Annotated in this window: 13 protein-coding genes and 1 pseudogene; 3 read left to right on the plus strand and 11 right to left on the minus strand. The window is 40.7% G+C overall.

From position 1 onward, the window contains the following. The 3 genes and pseudogenes from M3O96_RS17165 to M3O96_RS17175 all read left to right on the plus strand — a co-directional run. A pseudogene (locus M3O96_RS17165) lies at window positions 1-1,055 on the plus strand (hypothetical protein); the annotation flags it as partial. Window positions 1,056-1,295: 240 nt separating this feature from the next. Continuing rightward, window positions 1,296-2,501 carry an MFS transporter gene (locus tag M3O96_RS17170; RefSeq protein ID WP_249722570.1) on the plus strand — a complete coding sequence of 402 codons (1,206 nt, stop codon included), beginning with the start codon at window positions 1,296-1,298 and terminating at the stop codon, window positions 2,499-2,501. Between the two features lie 60 nt (window positions 2,502-2,561). Further along, the gene (locus M3O96_RS17175; protein WP_249722571.1) at window positions 2,562-3,920 is read left to right on the plus strand and encodes a glycoside hydrolase family 140 protein; all 1,359 of its coding nucleotides are present in this window, start codon (window positions 2,562-2,564) and stop codon (window positions 3,918-3,920) included. Between the two features lie 62 nt (window positions 3,921-3,982). Here M3O96_RS17175 and galK read toward each other — a convergent pair whose 3' ends face one another. The 11 genes from galK to M3O96_RS17230 all read right to left on the minus strand — a co-directional run bounded on the left by galK (window position 3,983) and on the right by M3O96_RS17230 (window position 24,403). Then, the gene (gene galK, locus M3O96_RS17180; protein ID WP_249722572.1) at window positions 3,983-5,128 is read right to left on the minus strand and encodes a galactokinase; all 1,146 of its coding nucleotides are present in this window, start codon (window positions 5,126-5,128) and stop codon (window positions 3,983-3,985) included. Between the two features lie 62 nt (window positions 5,129-5,190). Then, the gene (locus M3O96_RS17185; protein ID WP_249722574.1) at window positions 5,191-7,512 is read right to left on the minus strand and encodes a discoidin domain-containing protein; all 2,322 of its coding nucleotides are present in this window, start codon (window positions 7,510-7,512) and stop codon (window positions 5,191-5,193) included. Window positions 7,513-7,529: 17 nt separating this feature from the next. After that, window positions 7,530-10,130, minus strand: coding sequence for a prenyltransferase/squalene oxidase repeat-containing protein (locus M3O96_RS17190; protein ID WP_249722576.1), 2,601 nt, complete (start codon window positions 10,128-10,130; stop codon window positions 7,530-7,532). Between the two features lie 43 nt (window positions 10,131-10,173). Next, window positions 10,174-12,999, minus strand: coding sequence for a hypothetical protein (locus tag M3O96_RS17195; RefSeq protein WP_249722577.1), 2,826 nt, complete (start codon window positions 12,997-12,999; stop codon window positions 10,174-10,176). 134 nt (window positions 13,000-13,133) lie between these two features. Continuing rightward, a complete protein-coding gene (locus M3O96_RS17200; protein ID WP_249722578.1) occupies window positions 13,134-14,252 on the minus strand; it encodes a family 43 glycosylhydrolase in 1,119 nt (372 codons plus the stop codon). A 61-nt stretch (window positions 14,253-14,313) separates the two neighbouring features. Then, on the minus strand, window positions 14,314-14,460 hold the full coding sequence (locus tag M3O96_RS17205) for a hypothetical protein (protein WP_249722579.1): 147 nt from the start codon (window positions 14,458-14,460) through the stop codon (window positions 14,314-14,316). 45 nt (window positions 14,461-14,505) lie between these two features. Continuing rightward, a complete protein-coding gene (locus tag M3O96_RS17210; RefSeq protein WP_249722580.1) occupies window positions 14,506-16,812 on the minus strand; it encodes an FAD-dependent oxidoreductase in 2,307 nt (768 codons plus the stop codon). A gap of 3 nt (window positions 16,813-16,815) precedes the next feature. Continuing rightward, window positions 16,816-18,462, minus strand: a complete 1,647-nt coding sequence (locus tag M3O96_RS17215; RefSeq protein WP_249722581.1) for a sodium:solute symporter family protein — start codon at window positions 18,460-18,462, stop codon at window positions 16,816-16,818. A 90-nt stretch (window positions 18,463-18,552) separates the two neighbouring features. Next, entirely contained in the window at window positions 18,553-20,373 is a 1,821-nt protein-coding gene (locus tag M3O96_RS17220; protein WP_249722582.1) for an FAD-dependent oxidoreductase, read from the minus strand. Window positions 20,374-20,399: 26 nt separating this feature from the next. Continuing rightward, window positions 20,400-21,536 carry a hypothetical protein gene (locus M3O96_RS17225; RefSeq protein ID WP_249722584.1) on the minus strand — a complete coding sequence of 379 codons (1,137 nt, stop codon included), beginning with the start codon at window positions 21,534-21,536 and terminating at the stop codon, window positions 20,400-20,402. Window positions 21,537-21,559: 23 nt separating this feature from the next. After that, complete coding sequence (locus M3O96_RS17230; protein WP_249722586.1) at window positions 21,560-24,403, minus strand: sugar-binding domain-containing protein; 2,844 nt, start codon at window positions 24,401-24,403, stop codon at window positions 21,560-21,562. Window positions 24,404-24,435: the final 32 nt, after the last annotated feature.

A 24,435-nucleotide genomic window follows, 5' to 3' on the forward strand; every position in this document is an offset into this window, starting at 1 on the left:
TTAAAGTTGTAAGGAACATTCCTATAATATTCGAACCAAAATTATTGGAGCAAACCTGTGAAGGAAAATTCGTTTTTGAAGCAAATCTTTTCGGAAAAACCCCATCTGACGTTGATATCTTTTGGTATGACGAAACAGGAGAGTTGGTAGGAAGGGAACCAATATTAACGCCAAAATCCTACGGGACATTTTCGCTTGAGGTTCGGCCAAAGGGTAGCTTATTGTGTCCGATGCCAAATAAAAAGGAATTTGTGGTTTTGAAGCCTGTGCTGGAATTGGAAGGTAAATTGACTGCTACTCCTTTTTGTTCAGATGGTGAAAACGTGACCGTGTCATTTTCCACTGACTTTGCGCAAGTTTCAAAAATCATCTGGTACGTCAGGGATTTTAATGGGAACCTGGCTTTTTTGAGAAATTTCTCAGGCCAAAAGGAAATTGTGGTTTCTAAAGAAGGTACTTATGAGATAGAAATATACAACAACAATGGGTGTCTTTTGGGCAGGGATGCTATCATGGTAATGAGAAGTATGGATGAAAGCCGACCTGAGGTGGAGGAATCTTACACCATCTGTCCTGCATTGGGGAGGGATAATGGTATCAATCCCGGAAATTTTCAAAATTATGAATGGAGCTTGGATGGAAAATTGGTAAGTGAAGAAGCTACCTTTTCACCTAGTAGTGCTGGGAATTATTTTTTGACTGTTACAAACTTTGAGGGATGTACATATTCTGCTTCGTTTGAAGTTAAAGTGGAATGCGAGGTAATGGTTACACATACCACAGGAATGAGGGCAAATGATGGCCAAAGGCCATTCAAAGTTTTTTCCAATCCTTTGGTGGATGAAGTGAGTGTCTGGATTTATAATAATTGGGGCCAATTGGTCTATCAGTGCAATAAACACAACCTCTCAAAAAGCAATGAATCATGTGAATGGTACGGGGATTTTAATGGTCAGACCATTCAGCCCGGAACGTATGCAGTTAAGATAATTTACAAAAGTAATTATGAGAATATAACTAAATCCATTTGGAGCTCGGTCACGGCAGTGGATTGATGGCATATTTTTAAATGTTTTGAATTTCCTGACTACCGTTTTTACTTTAATGCGAAAAAGGAGACACCAAACCATCAGGGTATTAAAATGAAATGCCCTGATTTTTATTTGGTAAAAAGTATGTTTCCATAAATTTTTATGAAAGGATATCGCTATCCCTGATATTTTTTATATTTTCCGTCTTTATTAAAGATCAACCCAACTTTAAAAGTCAATTACAACCTTTTAAACCCAACAAACATGAACGAAAACTTAAACAAATCGGCATTGTTCAACGCAAGTTGTTTTGCCTTAATCACCACAGCCTTCACATTTGCAATAAGAGCCGGAATCCTTCCCCAACTTGGAGAAGAATTTGGACTAACAGCTGAGCAGCTCGGATTTATCAACTCCATGTGGTTTTTGGGATTCCCGATCTCTATGATTTTAGGTGGACTTTTTTACCATACTATAGGTCCTAAAGTAATCATGCAAATCGCATTTATCGCCCATACGCTTGGAATCGTCCTAACAATTTATGCAGGAGGCTATACCGGTTTGTTGATTTCTACTCTATTTATTGGCTTTGGTAACGGCTGTACAGAAGCGGCCTGTAACCCGATGATTGCGGATATGTATTCGGGAGTCAAAATGAATAAAATGCTTAATAGGTTCCATATGTGGTTCCCAGGCGGTATTGTTATAGGCAGTTTGATTTCTAAGTTTATGACAGATGGAGGCCTCAGCTGGCAGATGCAGATGTGGGTATTGATGATACCTACATTGATTTACGCATTCTTGTTTTTTGGAAAAGCCTTTCCAAAACCTACGGTGGAGGGAGTTACTTCTATTTCGAGTAATGTGAAAGCAATGTTTTCGCCGGTGTTTATCTTCTTGTTTTTCTGTATGGCACTTACCGCCATTTCCGAATTTGGACCACAGCAATGGGTAAACGTGGTGATGAGCGAAAGTGGAGCAAGCGGTATGTTGATCCTAGCCTTGACCACGGGTATCATGGCAGTTGGAAGATTCTTTGCCGGACCTGTTGTTAAGACATTAGGCCAAACAGGTGTGCTTTTAGGTGGAGCTATTTTTGCCACGCTTGGCATTTATATGTTTAGTACCGTCACTGGTCCAATGGCCTATTTAGCTGCTGTGGTTTTTGCAATAGGAGTTTGTTATTTCTGGCCGGTAATGGTGGGTGCTGTTGCCCAAAGAGTGCCTTTAAGTGGTGCATTGGGTATGTCCATCATTGGTGGGGTAGGAATGTTCTCAACAGCGATTTTCCAGCCAATTATTGGAAAATGGATCGACACAGCAAGAGCCATACATGATACAGATTTACTTGCAGGCCAAGCTACCCTCTCCAAAATGGTAACATTCCCGGCAATCCTGGTAGTGTTGTTTGCGATTTTTTTTATTTGGCAGAAAAACTCAAAAGCCGCCGCTGGCGCTTCGGCACACTAAATACTCTAAGCAGCCCGAAAGGGCTGCTTTTTTTTTGTCTTTTGTTTTGTAAATTCCTGTATGAAAAAAGCGTTGTTTATTATCTTCTTTTTTGAAATTCTTTTTTCAGGATTTTCACAGGTCAATAGCCCAATCAAATTGTCTGAAAATAAAAGATTCTTAGCTCAAGCTGACGGTTCGCCTTTCTTTTGGATGGCGGATACGGCTTGGGAATTGTTTCATAGAACTGACAAAGATGAAGCTGAATTCTATCTTGAGACAAGGGCCTCCCAGGGATTCAATGTAGTTCAGGCTGTTGCTTTGGCAGAAATTGATGGATTGAATACCCCGAATTCTTATGGGGAAATGCCTTTTACCTCTATTACTCCTTTGGTCACCAATGAAAAATACTGGCAACATGTTGATTATATCATTGACTTGGCTTCGCAAAAAGGAATTCACATAGCCCTACTTCCCACTTGGGGTGACAAGCTGTATAAAGACAGTTGGGGAATTGGCCCAGAAATATTCTATGAAGAGAATGCCTACACTTATGGGAAATGGATAGGAGCAAGATATGCTGGAGAGAAAAACCTGATTTGGGTTTTGGGAGGCGACCGCAATCCCCGAAAAGACGTTGATGACGTGTCAGTCTGGAATCAGATGGCAAAAGGAATCCAGGCCTCAGCCAATAAAGACAACCCGATTTTAATGACTTTTCACCCACAGCCACACCGTCCGGCAGGTTCTTCGACTTGGTTTCATCAAGAAGATTGGTTGGATTTCAACATGCAACAAACGGGACACTGCCCCAATCAACCCACCTACAGAATCATCAGTCACGATTATGGATTGAATCCTACCAAACCGACTCTCGATGGGGAACCGCTCTATGAAGAGCATCCCAATTGCTTCAATGCCAAAGAGCTTGGCTACAGCAATCCTGACGATATCCGAAGAATCATGTATTGGAATGTGTTTGCGGGAGGTGCAGGACAGACTTATGGATGCCATGCCGTCTGGCAGATGTATACTTTGGACCGTCAGCCAGTAAATGCCCCCTTGAGACCCTGGAAAGTATCTTTGGACTTACCCATGGCCAATCAGGTCAAGCACCTCAAAAACCTGATTCTTTCCAAACCTTATTTCAATAGAATTCCTGATTATGAAATGGTTACGAGTAAGCAGGAAGAAGATGAACATTTTATCATAGCCACAAGAGATTTGGAAGGAACCTATGCAATGGTTTATTTCCCTACCGGAAAAAGCGTGGAGGTGGATTTGGCCAAAATGAAAAACAAAGCTTTGAAAGCCAATTGGTATGATCCGAGGACCGGGGTTAATTTTCCATATTCAGGCACTAATTTGACCAAAGGAAAAAATACAGTCAAACCTCCTTCCAATGGAAAAGGTCAGGATTGGGTTTTGGTGGTGGAGTGAGAATGGTAGGGTGAAATTTGGAGGAACTAGTCAAATGACTTTGTTTTGGCACTTTAAAAGCTCTAGATCAACCCAGTCCCATCTTCCAAGCTCACTTCATAAAACTTTAGAGTCACATTAAATTGGGCTTCAAAAGCAGGTTGAATGCTTTCTTTGAGGGTTTTGACTTTTGCTTTTTCGACAATATTGATGGTGCAGCCACCAAATCCGCCTCCCATCATTCGGCTGCCCAATACATAATCAAGTTCCTTGGTGAAATCAACCAGAAAATCAAGTTCCTCACATGACACTTCATACAGCTTAGAAAGACCTTCGTGGGAGCCATACATTTTTTTTCCAAAACCATTCAGGTCATTTTGGTCTAATAATCCAGATCCGATCACAACCCTGTTGTTTTCTTCAATGATGTATTTACATCTGTTGTAAACCGTTTGGCTGATATCAGATTTGATTGCATCCAAAAGTGCCAAATCCATGTCACGAAGGGATTTTATTTCCGGATTAATTTTTTGGGCGGCCAAGACTCCTTCTTGACATTCCTGTCTTCTTTGGTTATAGGCCGAATCCGCCAAGGAATGCTTCACACAGGTATCGATCAGCAAAATACTGTGATTGGGTAAGTTCAAAGGAAAATGTTGGAATTCCAGTGACCTGCAATCCAAGCGGATGACATGGCCTTTTTTGCCCATCACAGATGCAAACTGGTCCATGATGCCACATTGCACGCCTGCAAAAACATGTTCTGCTTTTTGTGCATAATGAATTAAGGAACGGTTGGGGATGTGAAATCCAAACAAAGTATTCAGGGCAAATCCGACAGCCGCTTCCAAGGCCGCAGAAGAGGAAAGTCCCGCACCTACAGGAATGTCCCCGCCAAAGACCATATCAAATCCCTGAACAGCGTATCCGGCCTGTTGCAATTGCGCAGTGACGCCCATGATGTAAGTTGCCCAATGACCCTTCTTTGGACCAAAAGAATCCAGATCAAAAGCGAACTCTTCCTCAAAATCGACTGAATATATTTTGGCTTGTCGTGTACGGTTGGCCGCAACAGCAACAATCATCTTTTTATCGATGGCTGCCGGCATCACAAAACCTTCATTGTAATCTGTATGTTCGCCGATCAGGTTGATCCTTCCCGGAGAATATACGGTCAAAGGTTCTTTTTGGAACAATTCCTTGAAGGTGGATTCTATTAATTTTTTCATATTCGATGCAATAAAACAAATAGAATTATCGAATAAAAATATCTTTTCAGCAATGTCGCCTGCTAATCTATTCTTTTATAAGTAGCATCGTTTTGAAAATATCCCAGACCATAGGATACCGTGATAGTTTCCCCTTTTTTCCAATTGATCTTCTCCTTACCTGATGTTATTCCTGATTTTGTAATCCTGAGATTTCCTATTAAAGTATCCGAATAGGTAGACTCCTCGGTTAGTAGTACTGAAACGCTTTGGCCTTGTTCATTTTGAACCCTAACAGAAACGCTTTCTGTCGTATTTGGATCAAAATTTAAAGGTGCGACCAATCGAATTTCAAGTTTGTTTTTGGATGCTGCTGACAATTCTAAATTAGTATAATGATTTGCCGAGTAGGCCATACTTACATTAAATGCAGTATTAAATTGAACCCAACCTTCGGTCCAACCCAAATTCCCTACTTCGGGATTATTGGGATAATGGAAGGATTTTGGAGAACCATCAAAAACAAACTTCACTTCCTCCAGCAGCCCAATTCCACCTTTGTGGGCATCATACCATCCTAAATCCACCCCTTCGATCTCATCAGGACCTTTGTAGGAAAAATGTCTTCCTACCGGATTTCTTCCAAACGCATTGTCAAAATGTGACCATGCCAAAACTTCCAACCTTTGCGACAAGGATTTATCTTCGATCATAGACATGGCAGCAAATAACGCGGCAGGAAACCCAAGGATATTTCCTGTCTCATTCCAGCTCGGGGGTACCCAATCTTCGTCGTCCGAATATTTTCTGAAATCCCAATAATTGTCTGACCTCGAAACAACTACTTTGGCCCATTCCGTCACTTTATCTTTCAAACCCTGAGGAGCTTTATCCGGAAAGTTATTCTGAAAATAAGCAAATGCCCTCATGGTCATGTGTTCGGACATTCTTTGACCCTTGGTTACTTGTGGATCCTTCCAATCGAGGTTTTGGATCATCCAATCCATTTGGTTGTAAGCTGCTTCGAAGTATTTCTCAGCATCTTTACCTCCAGTTTTCTTTGTGACATCGTACATCATCAAATTTGGAATCACAGAATACCCGGGAGGCATTTCTCCTTTGGTAGTCCCCATTTGGGTTTTTAGAGCTAATAAATTATGCTCAGGACTGAGGTCATATTGTGAGGTTGAGCTAGGTTTGACAGTGGATTTTCCCCATATATCCTTTGTGTATTCATAGACCCGATCAAAATTTTGCTGAGGGAGCCACTTTTCCAAATAAGGCCAAGCGTAGAGGAAATGTGCCAGTTCGGCCTTTTGCATCTCATGTTCCAATCCTTGGGAGATCTTCACATCCACATCCCAATGAATGAGTTTGATAAGATCAGGAGCATCTTCACTGAAAGGTTCCAACGCTCCCCAGAGTCCTTTGTATTGGGAAGGAAAAGAGGAATTAGGCACATAGGAAACAGTTTTATCCATTCGTTCAAAAGCTTCAGGATTGGAAAGGTATAGCGCCACCATCCCTTGCAAAGCCCAATTGAAAAAATCCCCATCCCGCCATTCAAATGACAAGGGTCTGATCAAATCGGTGGTGCCAACATAATGTCTTGCCCCAATCATAAAATCAATCATATTTCGATAGGTTACCCTTTCAAGCCAATTTGGCCCTATTCTAAATGGATATGATTTATAATTGTTTGCGATTACAATGTATTCCTCCTCGGACTCGGGATTGAATTCGGTAAAATCTCCAATACCATTTTCAATGGATCCGGTGAAGACAATTTTTTCATTGCCTTGCTGTACAAGCACAAAGGGTGTTTTTTCTTCGATATCAGGTGCCGAAAAGCGCTTTGGCCTATTGAGATTATAACCGCTTTGGTTGACAAGGATTTTTTTGACTTCTGTGGCAGCGGAATCCACATACTGTCGACCAAAAATCTCAAATTCAGAAACTGTCACTTGGTTTTCACCTTCAATCCAAAGCCGAATCCGATCTGTTAAAATGGGTTTATCAAAGGCCAGCGTCACTGTTTGGTCTTTATTAGAACTGATTTCTTTGACGTTTCTCCAAGAACCGTTGAGTATGGTTTGAATTTTAAAATCAGAAATTGCCTGTGACTCAGGGAGAGTTTTAAGGGTAATTTCCACTATTTCTGTTGCACCGGGTAGCTTTACCAACAGCCAAGTTTCACCTTCTGAGGCTTCGTTTTTCCAGGAGTTTTCTAGACTTAGCCTTCCGTCAATTGCCTTGGCAGGCTCAAAACCATCCATGAAGGAACTAGCAGTAGCAGCTCCTGTCAAGGCAAGATTGTTCTTGGTTTGTCCGAAAGCGGATTTGCCAAAACCAAAAATGGTGAGTAAAAAAACTAAAGCAATTTTATTCAATTTGATAATTAGCATTTTCTTGTTGGTAAAGGTTATAATGGATTTTTCTCAAATTCAAACTCAAGAACAATAAGCCCCATAGCAGGAACTGAAATTTCCCATTCAGCTTTTATTTCTTTCTTCTCAATTTCAGACCCATTGTAATCAAGGACTTTCGTGCTCAAAAGTTTTCCTGATTGGAAAGGAGTAAAATCAATCTTCAGATCCCCGCTCTGGCTTTCATTTTCTTGATTGAGTAGTGTAACCCAGATTTTATCCCCTTTTTCGCTGGAAGCAATCACATATTCGATGGAGGGATTGGAAACAGACACAGCATCAGGCACTATTTTTTGGAATGCTTTTTCTCCAAAGATTTTTCCTGCCTCAAAACCATAGCTCTGATGAGGTCCAACCTTGGGAGTAATGAATCCTCTTGGGAATGTTATCTTTCCATTTGATCTCAACTCGATTTCTGAGAAAAGATAATCGGTAATCCAACCAACCTGCCACCATGCATGGTGGGGGAAAGGCCCTGCACCTGAATTCATCCCTTTCCAATAATAGGAGGCTACGCTTGTTTTTTCATCCACAAAAGCATGTCTGCCAATTGCGGCCGACCGGGCCATGTCAGCAAATATGCGTTCGCCGGTAAGCTGGTGCATCCGGATAAACATTCCGGCATGACTTGCCAAAAGAATCGGCCCATGGAAGTTAGCGGAACCCAATGTACCTCCATGCTCAAAACTCAAACCGGCTTGGGCTATTTCCCAATCTTGAATTTGCTTTCCATTTACAGTTTTGATTTCTCTGCTTGGAATAGGATGGGTATAAATATAAGTGGTGTAAATTTTTGCAGCCTGAATAGCCGCAGCCTGATACTTTTCATCTCCTGTCATGTCAAAAAGATCCAAAAAAGCTTGTGCAGTCTGTCCTGTCGCAAAATCAGGCGCATACCTCATGTCTCCGCAAACTCCCAAAAAACTACCGTTTTTGACTCCGTTTTCAAGATACCAATCCGCACCTCTAATGGCTGCCTCCAAATATTTTTGATCTTTTAAAATCCGATGAGCCACCAATAATCCATAAAAAGTTGGCCTAAAATCCTGCAATTCTAAGAATATTTCCTCTTCTTCCCTGCTGTAAGCTACCGCCCAACTTCCATCTTCTTTTTGCCAGTCTAGCAATAAGTCTGCTCCCAAGGTGAGTCTTTTTTTCAATTCCTCATTCTCAGGTTCGAAGAGAAGAATATTACCGATATCCAGCATGATGTAATAAGTCAAGGCAATCGGTTCTACCATTTTGCCCCATTCTTCCACAAAAATTTTAGGCTTCGAAAGAAAATATTGGCCAATGGCAGCACCCTGAAAAAATCCTCCGGAAGTTTGTTGCTGAGCCAGTTTGAAATTAAGCGCATATGGCAAAACCTTTCCCTTCAAATAGGAACTGCCAGTGGCATTTGCCAACATCCACATTGCCCCATAATCTGCGTTTTTCATGGCATCTTTATCCGAACCGACTACGCCACCGAGATAGGCTTGGGCACCGATTTTTACACCTTCGTAATCTTCCACTCTCCAAAGGGAGGTTTCTGGATCCGTAAGGTAACCGTACATCTCGTTTACCCTGCTGCTTAAAGACTGCCTGTTTTTTCTCAGATTTAATCCTTTTTCAAATTCAAAAACATTATAGACTGCATGATTTAAGGTCTCAAACCAATCGCGATCCGATAAACTGAATCTAAAACCAAAATTCAAGGATTCTCCTGTTTTCTTCTCCGACCCAAATTCCCCCAAAACAGGATAATAGATCGACGGAGTAAGTTTAGCTTGGCGGTTCATATGAGACAATCCCACATTACAGTCATTGTGACTCATTTGATCCTTTTTCCATGGATCCCTTCCTAACTCAGGATTTGAGATTAGTGCCAAAGTAAATCCTTGCTTTGAGCTGATGATAGGGCTTAAGGTAGTGGCGGTTTTTTCGCTGAAAACAATAGGGGAGGAGGGTACCCCATTTCCATATCCGTATCCCAACACTAGGTTACTTTCCAGTTTATTTCCATGAAAATATCCGGGAACCGCGGCCCACTCTAGATCGGCTTCGGGAATAATAAGGAGAATTGGACTGCTTAGGGAATAGAAACCGTCTTGTGAAACTTCAAGATTCTCCTCGATGAGTATATCTTGAGGAAACTTAGGGTCAAGGCTCCATGTAATCATTACGGTACCCCAATCTGTTTTTTTCTTAAACTGGATTTTATTCTCTCCAATGGGTTGAGCTTCGTCGGGAAAAAATTCAATTGTTTTTCCTGCTGTATTGAGGGCAACTGAATTGACTTGTTCCTTCCAATGTTCCGTTTGGTACTTATAAATTTCCTCTGGGAATTTCTGTCCGGTCGTGGTCTGGTAAGGCTGCTCTGATTTTTCTTCCGGTTTAGTTTCCGACCTGATCAAGGTGTATTCTCCCGAAGGATTGGGTAGGGTTTGCCATTTCCCTTCAACCTTGATAGCAACCTCACTGATTTTATAACCCCAGTCTTTGAGTTCCCAGGCAATTTTTAGGTGGTCATTCTCCAAAATGAAATCTGGTTCATTTTGTAAAATGGAACAAGAAAAAAGAAGGCTGAGCAACAGGCAATTAATTAAATGTTTCATGGCTTTTGGGTTGAAAGGGTGCATGCTTTAAGTGATGGCTTTCTTAAAACTTATATTTTTCACTAATCTCCACCTTACCCTGAATGTTTGAAGCGGAAAACCAAAAGGAACTTCCTTCTTTCATTTCCTTGATGGGAATGGTAAATTCAAAAGGGTAATTTTCATCAATTCTGCTTTCGATATTACCTTTCTCATCTTCATAAAACAGAGTAACGCTTGAAAAATCGGAGTCGTCTTCCTGCAGATAAAAATAAGCCCGTCGGTCGTATTCCCCTAAATCGATTATCATGGCGCGGGTATTTCCAAAATCAAATTCATAAAGGCTATTTTTGGCAGATGGGCCTCTTGACAATATTTTTTGTTGAAATGCTACTTTTGGTGAAAGACCTTCTACTTTAATTGCTGCTATACCATTGCCGGGCACTTCTACCTCATAGGAAAATGCACCTGTTATCGAGGTTTTTCCGTCACCCCAATTTTCTATATTTCCAATAGAACCGGTGGTCCATTCAGGATTTACCATAACAGTGGATTTGACAGGGTCTTTTGACTGATTGGTAAAGGCCAAATATATTCCTGATTCATTGTATCCAGCTATGTAGTTCAATTGAGGGTGTGAAACTGTCAATAATTTTTTGGGCATCCACAGCTGGATCCCTTCATCTTCGTAGAATTTTCCGAGTTGACTGCCATAAAATTTATTTTGCAAATAGGCATATCCCTCTATGTATTCAGAAGGAAAATTGATTTTTCCCTCAGACCTAACAAAAGCATCAGTGATCAAATAATCCAGCAACATACTTGCCATAGGCAGAATATGGTTATAATGGAGGGAATTTATGCTTAAAGCTTTATGCTCACGAAGTGGATAATCTGCCTTCTCATAGGCTGTTGTACGTGCTGTGTTGATATGGTAACCAGGAAAGTTTTGATAGCGTCCAATAATGGCTGACTTTGCTACTTCCTTTAAAAATATATCATTCGTGTAATAACCCAAACGCAACATCCATGGGGCATAATTGGCCATAAAAATGGCACGGTGACCTTGACTGGTTCCTGAAGATTCAGGGGTCAGTCCGATTTCGGAAAGTCTCCATGCTTCGACTTTTTCTTCCGGAAAATACATCTGCTCATGACCTTTTGATTTTAGATACCAATAAAGAGGTGCTTTTCCATCCTTATTGACCAAAATATTGGTATCCGGAATTGAGGGAGACATCCAAGTAAACATAGTATATCTACGAGCTCCATCTTGTGCTGCCTTTAGGTACTTTTTGTTTAGAGTTATTTCATATAGTTCTGTCAACTCCACCCATTTAGGGGTGAAAGCATTCCAAAAAAATAATCCAGGAGCATCAGTATCCTTAAAATCAGTTTGTTTGGTTTCGACCCTTATTTGAAGGTATTCATTTGCTCCAGAAATTGCCAAGTCAAGGAATTTCTTATCCTTGGTGGCCTTATAAATGTGCATGGCATTGACCCAAGAATTTCCATCTTCAACTACATCCAAGTTCCGGATACGACTCCGTCCAAACTCCTTTTTTGCCAACTCCACAAAAAAATTATTGGATGGGCCGAGTATATTATACAGTGAAGTGAGTTCGGAAACAGGAGCTATTGGGCCGGCCATACTTCTTGAAGGGTGCTGTATTTTTTGTTCGGGGTCCAGAGAAAAAAGAAATTTCTCTCTGGACAACATGTACTCCAAGGTAGGATAAGCTCTTTGTTCAAACATTACCGAATCATCCATCACAATAGCCAAATCCAAAGGATTTAAACTTGAGACATTTTTTACGGCACCCGGAACATCGGTGGAATAGGCAAAACCCTTTAATGAATCTACAAACCAAGCATAATCAGACAGGGAATAGTCCACCATATTTTCAAATGTTTGGTTAAGCGAAATAGATTCATTTTTTCTATAATCTTTAAACCCAAAGTCATTTCTTGCAATATTTTCAAAAGCTTCATGGATTTCCCCGGGTTCAATTACAAGGAAGGATTTAAATTGAAAAGAATCTCCAACCTTCATCTGGGATCCCTCTCCTCCTGGCACCGGGGCAAATAATTGGGGCTGGGCTTTTCCCTCCTCATTTCTAACCATAACCCCAAACCGACTATTTGTTGGTAACGGAAGAGGATCAAAAGGGAATTCTTCAGATGCAGCCATTACCCCAAGGGAATGGGTTCCATCATGGACCAATGCGGTAGGAATCGGACAGCGAAAAGCCAACGTCATTACAGGGCTTTCCGGAAATCTTTTTTCCTGCCAAATCAGCGGCTGCCATATTTCCTTCACGTGGGAAAGCATAAATTCAGGAGCACCGGTATAACCCACCGAAAAGAAACCGTCTTTTTTTGGTGTGATCCGAAACTTGATAGATGGATGTCTGCCTTCCAAATCAGAGACTTCAGCTGAAAAATTAAAAAATTCATGATCATCAAAAATCATCTGAATCGTGCCTTCCTTCATTTCCAAAGATGCGGCATTGATAGGAAATACAGTACCTGCATTGAATGGATTGGAGCTTCTTTTGGCTGCCTCTCCTTCCAAGATAGTATCATCAAAACCATCTCCTATTGAGCTATCACTTCTTTTTACCTTTCCAAGATCTGCACTTTTTCCCTCATAAGCCGTCCAGGTTATGATGTTATAAGGAACCCCCTCTATTCCGGCCGGCCTCATGGCCATATCCGGATTCTCTTCACTGTAAATGATTGAAAAAGAAGGCTGAAACTGATAGGGAATTTCGTCCCTGAGGATGATTATCTGGTTATTTTCAAAATAAACTTTGTTATCCCTCCCGGAAGTACAGCTTAAAATTGATATTATTATAAAGGCAATCGAGACTTTTGAAATACTATTCATTGTTGAAAGGGCCGTTTGAGAGTTTATTAAATTTTCACATGCAACCTGACACTGAAGCTTTACCTGCAGACTTGTTGTTTTTATTGTTGATTTTTATAATCAAACTTTACTTTAAATATCTCATTTAGAGTTTGTCAATATCTAACATAGGCCGGATCAAAAAACAAGGGAATGTCTCTTGCCTGACGGCCTTCGATAAGATTTTCTGTATTATTTTCAAAAACGCTCAACTCCCAGCTATCCCGCCAGGTAATTAAAAATTTATCATCTTCAATAGTCACCGGAAGCCATACATGCCTGCTATCATTTGGATTTTCAGGTTTATTGATGTCAAAAACTGCTATATAGGCATCTTTCCTCCCCACAACAGGAAGTATAAAAGTAGATTGACCGCCATACGTTTTTTCTTTCCCAAACCCATTTTCGGGATTCACTCCCCGGCATGGATTGCCTTGGGATATCCAGGGTCCTGTCAGTGATTTACTTGTAAAGTATCTCGCAGGATTAGGATCCCAACCAGTTGACCCTGATCCTAATAAATGATAGATTCCATTTCGTTTAACAATGGCAGGTGCCTCTGTCTTTTCTGTAATACCTTCGCAAACCACATATTCTCCTTCGGGCAAATAGTAATCATCGCTCATTTTGCCCACCACAAAAGCTTTATCCGGCTTTCTGACAGTAAGATGATAAAGGTCTCCGTTCTCCTCCTGAAACATAGCGAAATCCCCGGAGCCATTCAGAGAGCCGGCACCCAGAAATTTGTGACTGTAAGCGAAGGGCCCCGAAGGGCTATCGGATAAAGCAACGCCTACATAGCCTGTAGTAACCCCTTCCCCCTTCAAATAAAGTTTAAAAAAGGCTACAAACTTTCTTGTTTTGGCATTATAAACCACTTTGGGACGGTCAAAATTGCACTCGTATGCCAAGTCGTGACTATCATCGTCGTAAACAAGAGATAGAACCAATCCCTTATCAGACCAGTTGATCAAGTCATTTGAAGCATAACAATGAATGCCGCCATCTGCAAATGTTTTCTCAGAAAGTCCTTCGATTTTATGTGTTCCATACCAATAATAAACACCTTTGTAGTAGAGAACTCCACCGCCATGAGCATTGATCGGAACACCGTTGGTGTCTGACCAGATTTGAGCAGGTCGAAAATCGGTCTGTTTTATATATTGTATCTGTGCCTGATTTATACCGGGACAACTTATTAAAATGGCACAAATTAAAATAGAGAGTATTTTCATAGGTTTAAAACCATGTTGTTTTTTTAATCCATTTCAGCAGTATCTGTACGTTATATCAATGCTACAGCGTTTCGTTGACGGCACAAAGTAAGGCGACTAGTTTGCCATTTTCGAAGAAGAGTTGCGGCCTTTCAAGTGCTTGCAGCTTTTTGATTGAACCTTCAGCCATTTTTATATTCAAATCCGAGACCAATGGATTTTTGGCCATTTCTTTGGCAATAGCGTAAATCTTTCCATATTTTTCTTTTATCTATCATTCCATATTTTGTTTACTAGAAAAACTATAACAGCTTATCCCAAAAACACTCAGGGGAACAGATTCCACTCTTTTTTCAAATTCGAAAGTCAGTTTCTGCGTACTGATTGGAGATGGGAACTGGACTTTTTGGATGGTCTGATGATTTTCCTTCTTTTGATAAATCACCCTACCTGAATCATCTTTAATCATAAACGACTTGGCACAAAAAGGAATTTCACTTTCTGGATGCCCCATCAGTGTAGATTCCATAGGATGGTCAAAGTCTGTATCAAAATAGAATTGAATAGTAGATATTTCTTGCTCCTGTGACCATTCCAAAGTCAAGGAAGGATTGCTATCCTCCAAAGAAGCCACCCATGCATTTGGTTGCATCGTAGGTCTGAAAATTCCGTTTTTCAGATTTTCTTTTGAAAAAGGACTCAGGCTTTGGCCTAATTCAAAGGCTAGGTTATGCCCTTTTGGTCTTCGCTCTGGAACCCAAAATTCAAAAGAATCGATGCCGATTCCAGCCGGCGGTTCCTGCCTACTGCTTGTCGCCACAGATTTATTAAATTTGTTGAAGACAGACAGCAACCCTGTGATCCGGGTATTGGAGCATTTCAACATCAGGTTGTGATTGGCTTCAAAAATGACAAAAGCATACTGAGGAGTCGGAATGGAAGGCTGAAAAGAAAAAGAATAGAAATGCTCTCCGGGCTCAACATCGATTTCTAAATGTTCCAGAATAACCTCCGGTGTATAATTTTCTGTTTTATCGCTAACTCCCAGCTCAATTTTTAGCTTCGATTTGGCATCAGATTTTACCTGAATTTTCAATTCCGGAACAACTCCAGAATGGATAGGTATCATCTGAGCGATAGAATACTCCATTGGATACCAAGGTCCATCAAAGGGAAGCCCTTTGAATTCCAACTCGGAAGAGCTCACTATTTTAGCCTCTTTGACCAAATCTAACTCATCTTCCAGTCGGAAATGAGGGATATATTGACCTGATTTAATGAGGTTTTGTTGTAACAACTCTATCCACTTTCCTTCTTTCAGATCAGCAGGAAGAAGTTTGTTCTGAATACAGATGGAAGCTGCAAGTCCCACAGCTTGGGTGTTATGTGCACAAGTGGACATCACCCTTGATGAGCCAAAAGCAACGTGCGTGGCGCTGATTAGCCTTCCCCCCAAAAAAAGATTTTTGATGTTCTTGCTGTACATTGTTCTGAAAGGGATTTGGTAAACCCCCTTGCTGTGCCATTGCGTGCAGCCATCTTTATCTCCAAAAACTCCCTCGGCCGGATGAAGGTCTAAGGCCCAACCTCCAAAAGATACTGCGTCTACATGAGGTCTTTGCTCAACCACATCCTTTTGGGTCAGCATATAATCCCCTTCAAATCGACGGCTTTCGCGCTTGCCCGGAATCGTCCCTACCCATTCTAAGGTAAGATTTTCTGACTCAGGATGCTCTCCGGAATTTTTGATATGGTTCCAAATACCATAGATGACCCGCCACAATTCCCATTTGATTTCTTCACTGTCATGGATGGTATCTTTCCGCCCGCCATATTCCACCCACCAAAGGCGACATCCATGTTCTTTGAGGTTAAAACTTTTAAACCTTGGTAATTTGGCGATTTCAGTATTGGCATAAGAGGGGGGAATAAACCTGACTGGTTTGCCTGTATCTTTACTGTAGAAATACAAGGAATGGCCCAATAACTCCCCATAAGCCTGATCGGGGGCAAATCCTTCATCAAATTCTTCCTTGGATTCGGCACCAATTCTATAAGCAGCTCCTGCGAGGAATCCTAAAATCCCGTCTCCAGAAGCATCAACGAAAAGAGGTGCTTTGAGTAAATATTCTGTTGAATTTTGACTGCAAAAAGCCAAAACAGAGTCAATCTGATCATCTCCTTTTTTGTTTAGATCGTAAGCAGCAGTATTGAGTAATAATCGGATATTGGTTTCTAAGCTTACTTTTTCGATCAATATTGTGTCCAAAATCAAAGGATTTCCCTCCGGATTTCTGTACAGGTTTTCCACTAGAATTTCATCTACAACGCCACCTTCTCTTGCCCAACGATTGTTGTTACCCATGTGGGAAGTTGCCCCCAAAATCCAAAGTCTGACTTCCGAAGATCCATTTCCTCCTAGGACAGGTCGGTCTTGGACCAATGTCACTTTAACCCCATGCCTTGCAGCAGTGATCGCACAGCATGTTCCTGCAAGACCTCCACCCACAATTATCAAATCTGAAGTTATATTCTCCGTTTTTAGCTTTCTTTTTCCGCTTACGAATTCCTCCTTTTTCATAAATTAATGCTGATCTGATGTTGATGAAATGGGTAAAATTTTTGGAAATTTTTTCGATTGTTTGGTTACGTACCTGTTCAGAAAAAATCCTAATCCAATGATGAGTGACCCCATGATGATGAGATATATTGCTGAGCTCCCGCCCCAAAAAGAAAGGACACAAAACATGAGTCCGATAGCCATGAATGAAAAGGCCAATACCTTAATTCCGAATTCGTTTTGGCTATTGTCATCAGGATTCTCCTGTTCAACATTTGAAGCTAAATTCGTTGATGTTAAGGGGATAAGTGCATTTGAGGCAAAGATTTCATACAATAACAATAGAGTAAATGGAATACCTACCCCAAGAATGAGTTCTTCTGTTCTATTCAGAGCAAAATCAAGGACTTTAGGACTGATGAATTTGAAGAAAATATTGATGACCAAACTTATTGCGGTAACGCCCAGGATTGATTTGCCCGTTTGTTTTTTGGAAAACAAAGCCCAAATCGCAGGTCCATAAAGGGCACCGCCTGTAATGGCAGCAATGCTCAATACTACTTCCACTATGCCGCCGGCCATAGGCACCATAAATGCGACTAGAATCGTCCCAATTCCAAACAGAATCGTTGCCAATCTTGCGACTTGCATCAAGGTTTTGTCTGAAGAATTTGGTCTAAGTGGCTTGAATACATCATTGGTCAAAACCGCTGCTGCCAAGTTGAGTGAGGTATTCACAGAACTCGCCGTAGCGAAAATCATCCCACCGAGCATCAATCCCAAAATTCCTACAGGAAGAACTTGCTTACAGATCATGAGGTAAGCACCTTCTGCTTCCAAACCCTGCAAATCAGGATTTAGTACCCTATAAATCATAGGAGGGAGCATCCAAATAAAGGGGCTTATGAGATACAATATCCCAAATAAATAGCCCACTTTACTTGAGGATTTACTGTCTTTGACAGAAGTGTAGCGTTGTACATAGGCCCAATTTCCTCCAATAAATACGATGTTGTAAAAGGTAAATGCAATGATAAATGCATAAGTGTATTCCCCACTGAAAATATTGAAAAACTGATCCGGGGCTTGATCAATGAAATTACCTAAGCCGCCTACCTCTTTGAGCGAAAGAGGAATTACCAACAAAACAGCTGCAGTAAGGATTACAAATTGTAAAACGTCTGTAACGACTACCGCCCATAATCCTCCAACTGCTGTATACACCATGATCATCCCTCCAAGCAGAAGAATGGCATAATTGATGTCAAAACCGGTCGTCACATTTAGGATTTTGGCGACAGGATAGAGAAATGCACCGGTATAGCCCAAGGAGAGAAATAAGAATATATAAGTATAGTATTGTTGGATTCTCTTCCCAAACCGGTTGGTCAAAAACTCAGCAACAGTCAGTGCTTTGGAATTCCACCACCTAGGGGCAATAAAATACCCGATTATAAATCCCGCAAGACACATGGCCATTTGAATTGTAATCGCAACAAAACCAAACTTGTATGCAATGGAACCCCAAACCACAAAAGTGCCTGCCGAAAAGAAACTCATAAACAATGACAATCCGTTCATGGACCATGGCACAGATCCTCCTGCAGCAAAAAAGGACTTCATGTCAGTTCCTTTTTTGCCAAAAGAAAGTCCTGCTATCAGAATTATCATCGAAAAGATTGCTATTGAAATATAATCAAGTTGTTGCATGGAGGTTTACTGAAATTGGAATAAGGGATTAAGGTCTGTCTAGATGTGTAATTAATTTTTAGGTGGTATAATAATCAATTCATTGCTTAGAGGAGATTGGATCAAAGTCATAAATTCCCTCAAGTGATTTTCATAGACACCTCTCGGAGTACTTGAGTGTTTCTTGCTGACATAAGCAGCATAACCCACGGCTTCTCCCATCATGCCACACGTTCTCATTACCCTGGTACTTCCAAAAGCAACATGTGTCGTGCTGATATTTCTTCCTGCCATAAATAGGTTGTCGATATTTCTAGAATATAGACATCGGTAAGGGATGGTGTAAGGCTGTACCCGAATATGCTCGGTAGCTGCAAAAAACTCTTCTCCCGGGAAATACAAAGAATTTTTGGCATCAGGAAAATGCAAGTCAATAGTCCAAGTAGCAGTCACCGTTCCATCAGGATACATAATCCCTTCTTGAATATCCATCTGTGTCAAAATATGGTCCCCCAAAAGTCTTCTAGATTCCCTTTTTCCACCTATATAGGCCACCCAAGCCAATTCATGATTTGAGTATTTGTCTTTTTTCTGGTTTTTAAGGTAAGACCAGTTTCCAAAAATCGCCCTCAGGTTATGGTCCCTGATTTTTTCTGCTTCTGTAATTGTATTGAAATTTCCGAAACCGGTTTCCCATTGCCAATCGGCTTTTTCATCATCGATATGGTATTCATCTGAGAACTGGATAGCCCATGGAGTAAGAGGGAAATCAGAAGGTTTTTCTTTTTCCAAAGATGCCCATAGATTGGAAGTGCCTAAGGTAAAATCATCAGATGTTTCTGAAGCCAATGATTCACCTGTTTCAGCTTGGCTTTCCCTACCCATTCTGAAATCGGCACCTGCCAAAAAGCCCAATGTTCCATCGCCTGTGCAGTCTGAAAAATAGGTTCCGGTAAACCTAATTTCCTCATTGGTCCGAATATTTCTACCTAAAACAGCGACGATTTTATTCTTTTCCATTTCTACTTGGTAGACATGCGTATTCATAAACAGCTTGATATTCGGTTCGGCCTGTACTACCGCCATTTTGCGGGCATCACCATACCTGTCTCCATCCCAATTTCCGTTTCCCGGATCTCCATTATCCAACTCACGCACTATCCTTCCTAATTTTGGGAAATGATTTTGATCCACTCTCCCCATTAAATGGACACGAATCTCAGAACTGTTATTCCCACCCAAAACTGGTCTATTTTGGATCAGGGCAACTTTCAAGCCCATTCTTGAAGCGGAAATGGCCGCAGCTGTACCTGCTATGCCACCACCAACAACCACCAAATCGAATTGACCTTCGGTTATGGTATTTCTTTCCAATCCCAAGAGGTTTTTTCTAAAGTCCAATAATTTATCATGTTGATTTGGAGGAGTGTCTTCTTTTGAGGTTGAAAAATAGATCGCATCAAACCTGCCATTAAAACCTGTTAAGTCTTGTACTTTCAAATTAATGAATTGGTTTTTAACTTCTACCTGTCCTCCATAGTACCAATCCCATTCATCAGATCCACTGCTTCCAAATTCAATTGCCAAAGGCATATCATCTACAAGTACGGTGAATCTTCCGGGACCTTTGGGGAATGGAGCCCAATCCTTTGTTCTGATCCAAATGTGATACTTTCCAGGTTTCTCAAAAGCTACTTTTGTTGAAGCATCAGCAACCTTTTTGCCCATCCCGTGCGCCATTAGATAAGAGGAGTAAATCACATCAAAAGATTGTTGGTCTACAACCCATCCACCTGTATTGTCAAAGGATTCTGCTTCAACAAGTACTCTATCTTGGGCATGGCTCAATATTGCCAGGAAGAAAAGGATTATAAGGAATGTGAATTTTTTCATGACAATGATTTTTTGGGTTTTGGATTTCATTTAAATGATTTGTTTTTTTCCGTAAAAGCGGTTAATTCTCCTTTTATAGCAGGGAAAAGGCTATTTTGATCGCGGAGAATCCGAAAAGCATTTGCTTCCCATTTAGGTTGAAGGAGGAATTTGGTCAAGGTTATTTGGCTGGCTTCATCAAGTTCTTTTTCTCTGGTCAGCAAGCCGAATATCAATTTCTTCTGTTCATCGCTGGTTTCAAGAAGGTGAGAGACAAGCGCTGCCGAGGTTTCCTGAAAGAGATATATTTGATTAAATTTCTTTAGAATTGATAACTGCAGTGGATAGGGGGCAGCCAAAAAACTTTCTATTAGCCAAGACTGCTCGTCTTTATCGTTGAAGATTTCTGAAGGAAGTTCTCTAAGTAAGTAATTGGCTGCAAAAACATTTTCTCCATTGAGAATGCTCAGCATTGGCTTTTTATACTTTTCTTCTTTTATCTGACCGCCGATCAGGGTTTTATCGATGGCCCAATATTGATAATGGTGATTCGAGCTTTGCAAAAATTGAATCAAAAGACTATCACTTGTCAAGAGGCTTTCAGTATGCTGTTTCAATTTTCCACTGATATCACCATGAGCTATGTGCCAAAGCGTATAACAGGAATACACTGCCCCAGATATGACTTCTCTTTGGATCGATTTGATGGTGGCACCGGTGACAGCATCTACACCGGTTGGATTTACCGTTTCCGTACTTGTGACGAGTTGATCTGCTCTGTAATTTTTCAGGATTGAATTCTCATTTGATAAAATTTCCTCAAGCTTTTTGTACTCTTTTTTATCAAATTCTGCATGATCTGATTTAGTTAAAATCCTACCTTCAGAAAGTTCATATTTCACGTAATTACCCAATAGATCCCATCTGTAATTAATAAAGACAGGATAGCACGTCCGGCTGTAGCATACAGGAGTGAATATCTCGCCATAATAATGATCCGGCTGATTGCTTGGATCAGACACCAGCCATATTTCATATCGAATAGAATCTGTCTCTACTTTAAGGATTGACTCCATATTAAAATCGGGCGCAGAGACTTTTGGTTTTGGGACCAAACCCATAACCAACCCCATCGATAGGACGATGAGATGGATCAAGGAGATATGCGATTGATTCAAAGCCATTTTCAAAATATTAAACTGATTTTTTATTTTTGAATTACAGGTGAATAATCTGATTTTCCTTCAAGGGTTATGGCAGACAACCTGAATTCATATTCTGTTTTTGGGTTTAGGTCTTCGACAAATACATATTGTGCAAGAGCTTTGGATACAGTGGACTTTGACCAAACTGCGTCTTTTTTATTTAAGACCCTGTACTCCAATTCATACCCTATTGCTTTTTTAACTGGGTCAAAATGAACCAGAGCTGCCCTATCTTTCCGCGTCACGCCATTTATGATTGGCGCTTTGGGTTTCAAAACCTGATCAAGTGGGACCTCATAAGTTGTGGACCAATCGCTGTAATTGTTATTGTCTTTTACCCTTTGAATTTGGAAGTAATATGGTACATCCGCATTGGCAATGGGTATGAAAATCAAACCCGGATTGGTAGTGGTGATTGTTTTACTATTCTTCCCTAAGTCCTTTCCTTTAGAATATCTCACCCGGAATTGAAAGTCATCTGCTTCAGTGGCATATCCTATAAAGAATCCATTTTTGGCAGTTTCGAAATGTCGGATAGCAGGAGGAATGATTTTTTTGGGATTCATCTCAATTTTTTGTTTTAGGATAGAGGTTTTTCCTGCTGAGTTGACTGCAAAAACTTCCACTTCATAAGGGGTGGAGAATTCTAAGTCAGTGATATCAAGAAAGTTTTCATAAACAGGACCGATCTCTACCTCCTCATTGCCGATTTTAATCTTCGCGGAATGAAAGTCAGCTGTCGGATTTTCATCTAGGAAAACCCTTAGGTTCGCTGAATTGGGCCGAATGTTATTTTGAAGCATTCTTCCTCCAAATACGCCCAAAGGAGGAATCATATTTGGAACCTTAAAATATACCGAAGTATCAATCACATTATCATTCTGTGGAGTGAGAAGGGCCACTTCCAGTTTATGACCATCTCCCATTTTCCATTCGATTCTTCTTTTCAGGGTAGCTGATCCGGGAATGATTTTAGGAAGGTTTTCCCATCCCGATTCCAAAATTTTGCCTTCCTGATCCTGAATGCGCCATAGAAGACGGTAATTTCGCAGCGCATATGAGGGAAGGTCGAGGACATCTCTTGGGATAATTGTGATTTCTGCATTCCTATCTGAGATACTTGAAACCGTAAGGTTTTTTACCGGAGCATGTTCTTTTCTGATGCTGAAATACGCCCTTTTCTTGCGTCGATATACATCTACGACACCCCAAGATCTATTTTCAGAAAATTCCTTTGTGCCATTATAATTGCTCCTGTAATCGTTGAAGGTCCAAAGTGAGGCGCCTATCAAATAGTCTAGATTCCTCAGAGGATCAATCAATGATTTTGCATCAAAATCTGAATTAAGGTTTTCACCAAATTGTGCGATCCCATATTCTGAATAGAAGAGGATTTTGTTAGAAAAGTTTTTGTGTTGGGTTTCCGTCACCGGAAGGAGATTTGACCCATATTTATTGATCAAGCCAAGATCGGAATGTACCAAAAAGTCATTTGGTCTCTGCGCAGTGTGGGAAACCGCAGTAGCCAGCCTTGTAGAATCTAAGGATATGGCAATGTCAATTGCCTGCCTCACATAAGCATAGGTTTCCGGGTAATCACCGATTTCATTTCCCACATTCCACCCGATGATGCAGGGGTGGTTGTATTGCGAATCAATCAACCTGATGAGCCATTCTCTTGAAACTTTGCTATTCGGATCAGCCAAAGGGTCAAAACCCCAAAGAGGGATTTCCGAAAAAGTCATGATTCCTCTTTCATCCAAGTAGTCCAATGCTTCTTTTGGCAAAGGAAGATGAGAAAGCCTAGCCAAGTTTCCTCCGGCTTCTTTTATGAGATCGATATCTTCCTTGATTCTCCACAGAGGCAGGGTATTGCCTGTAGTCCTGTCATCAGGTACAAGATTGAATCCCATCGCCCGGATGGATTCTCCATTGAGCATAAGTTGTTTTTTGGATTCAACCAATTCTACTTTCCTCAAACCAAATCTCTGAACCTCAACCGGAATATCAGAATCAATGAAAATAACTTCAGAATGGTATAGCTGCGGTGAATCGAAGTGCCAAGCTTTCACCTGTTTGCCTTCTAATTTGGTGGACAATAGGATCTCATTTTCACCATTTGCTTGTGTTTGATGGACAAAAGGAATCTTTTTAATCAAAACGCCATCTTTTTTGATCTGGATCTCTCCCTTGACATCACTGCTTTTGGCTGTATGATTTTTAAATTTTAACCTGTAATGTACAATGGCAGAATTTTTCTTGTAATCGTAATTGGGAGTTACAAAATATCCTGTCAACCTGATTCCATCAGAAGCTGTCAGGTAAACAGGTCTCCGTATACCTCCCCAATTCCAAATGGCACCAGTCTTTTTGGTATTGTCCACCAACAGGGTGACAGTATTTGCCTGACCTCGTAGGAGAAAAGGAGTAATATCAAAATCGAAGGGTAAAAAACCACTGTCATTTATACCAATCATTTTTCCATTGACCCAGATCGTAGCATCGTGGGAAACAGCCTCAAAATGTATTTTGATGTTTTTGTTTTCCCATTCAGTGGGTACTTCAAAAGATTTCTGATACCAAGCTTTTCCGGTATAATGGGCATATTCATTTCTTAAGTCCCAATTGCCAGGGACTTCCATATTATCCCAAGCCCCATTACTTGAGTCTTGGAGTTGATACCATTGGGTTTCAAGCCCTGAATTGTAAGGGTCAATCTTGAATGCCCAAGTGCCATTCAAATCTAAAAATGAATCAATCTTCTTATTTTGGCTAAAAGCGAAATTGGAAGAAAAGTATAGAGAAATAAGGACAAGAAGAAATAATCTGAAATGGTTGGTTTTCATTTTTTGGGTTGTTTGCTTTTAATTCCTAGGCT

Origin of the sequence: Aquiflexum sp. TKW24L (genome assembly GCF_023502205.1) — a bacterium.
Classification (GTDB): Bacteria; Bacteroidota; Bacteroidia; order Cytophagales; family Cyclobacteriaceae; genus Cognataquiflexum.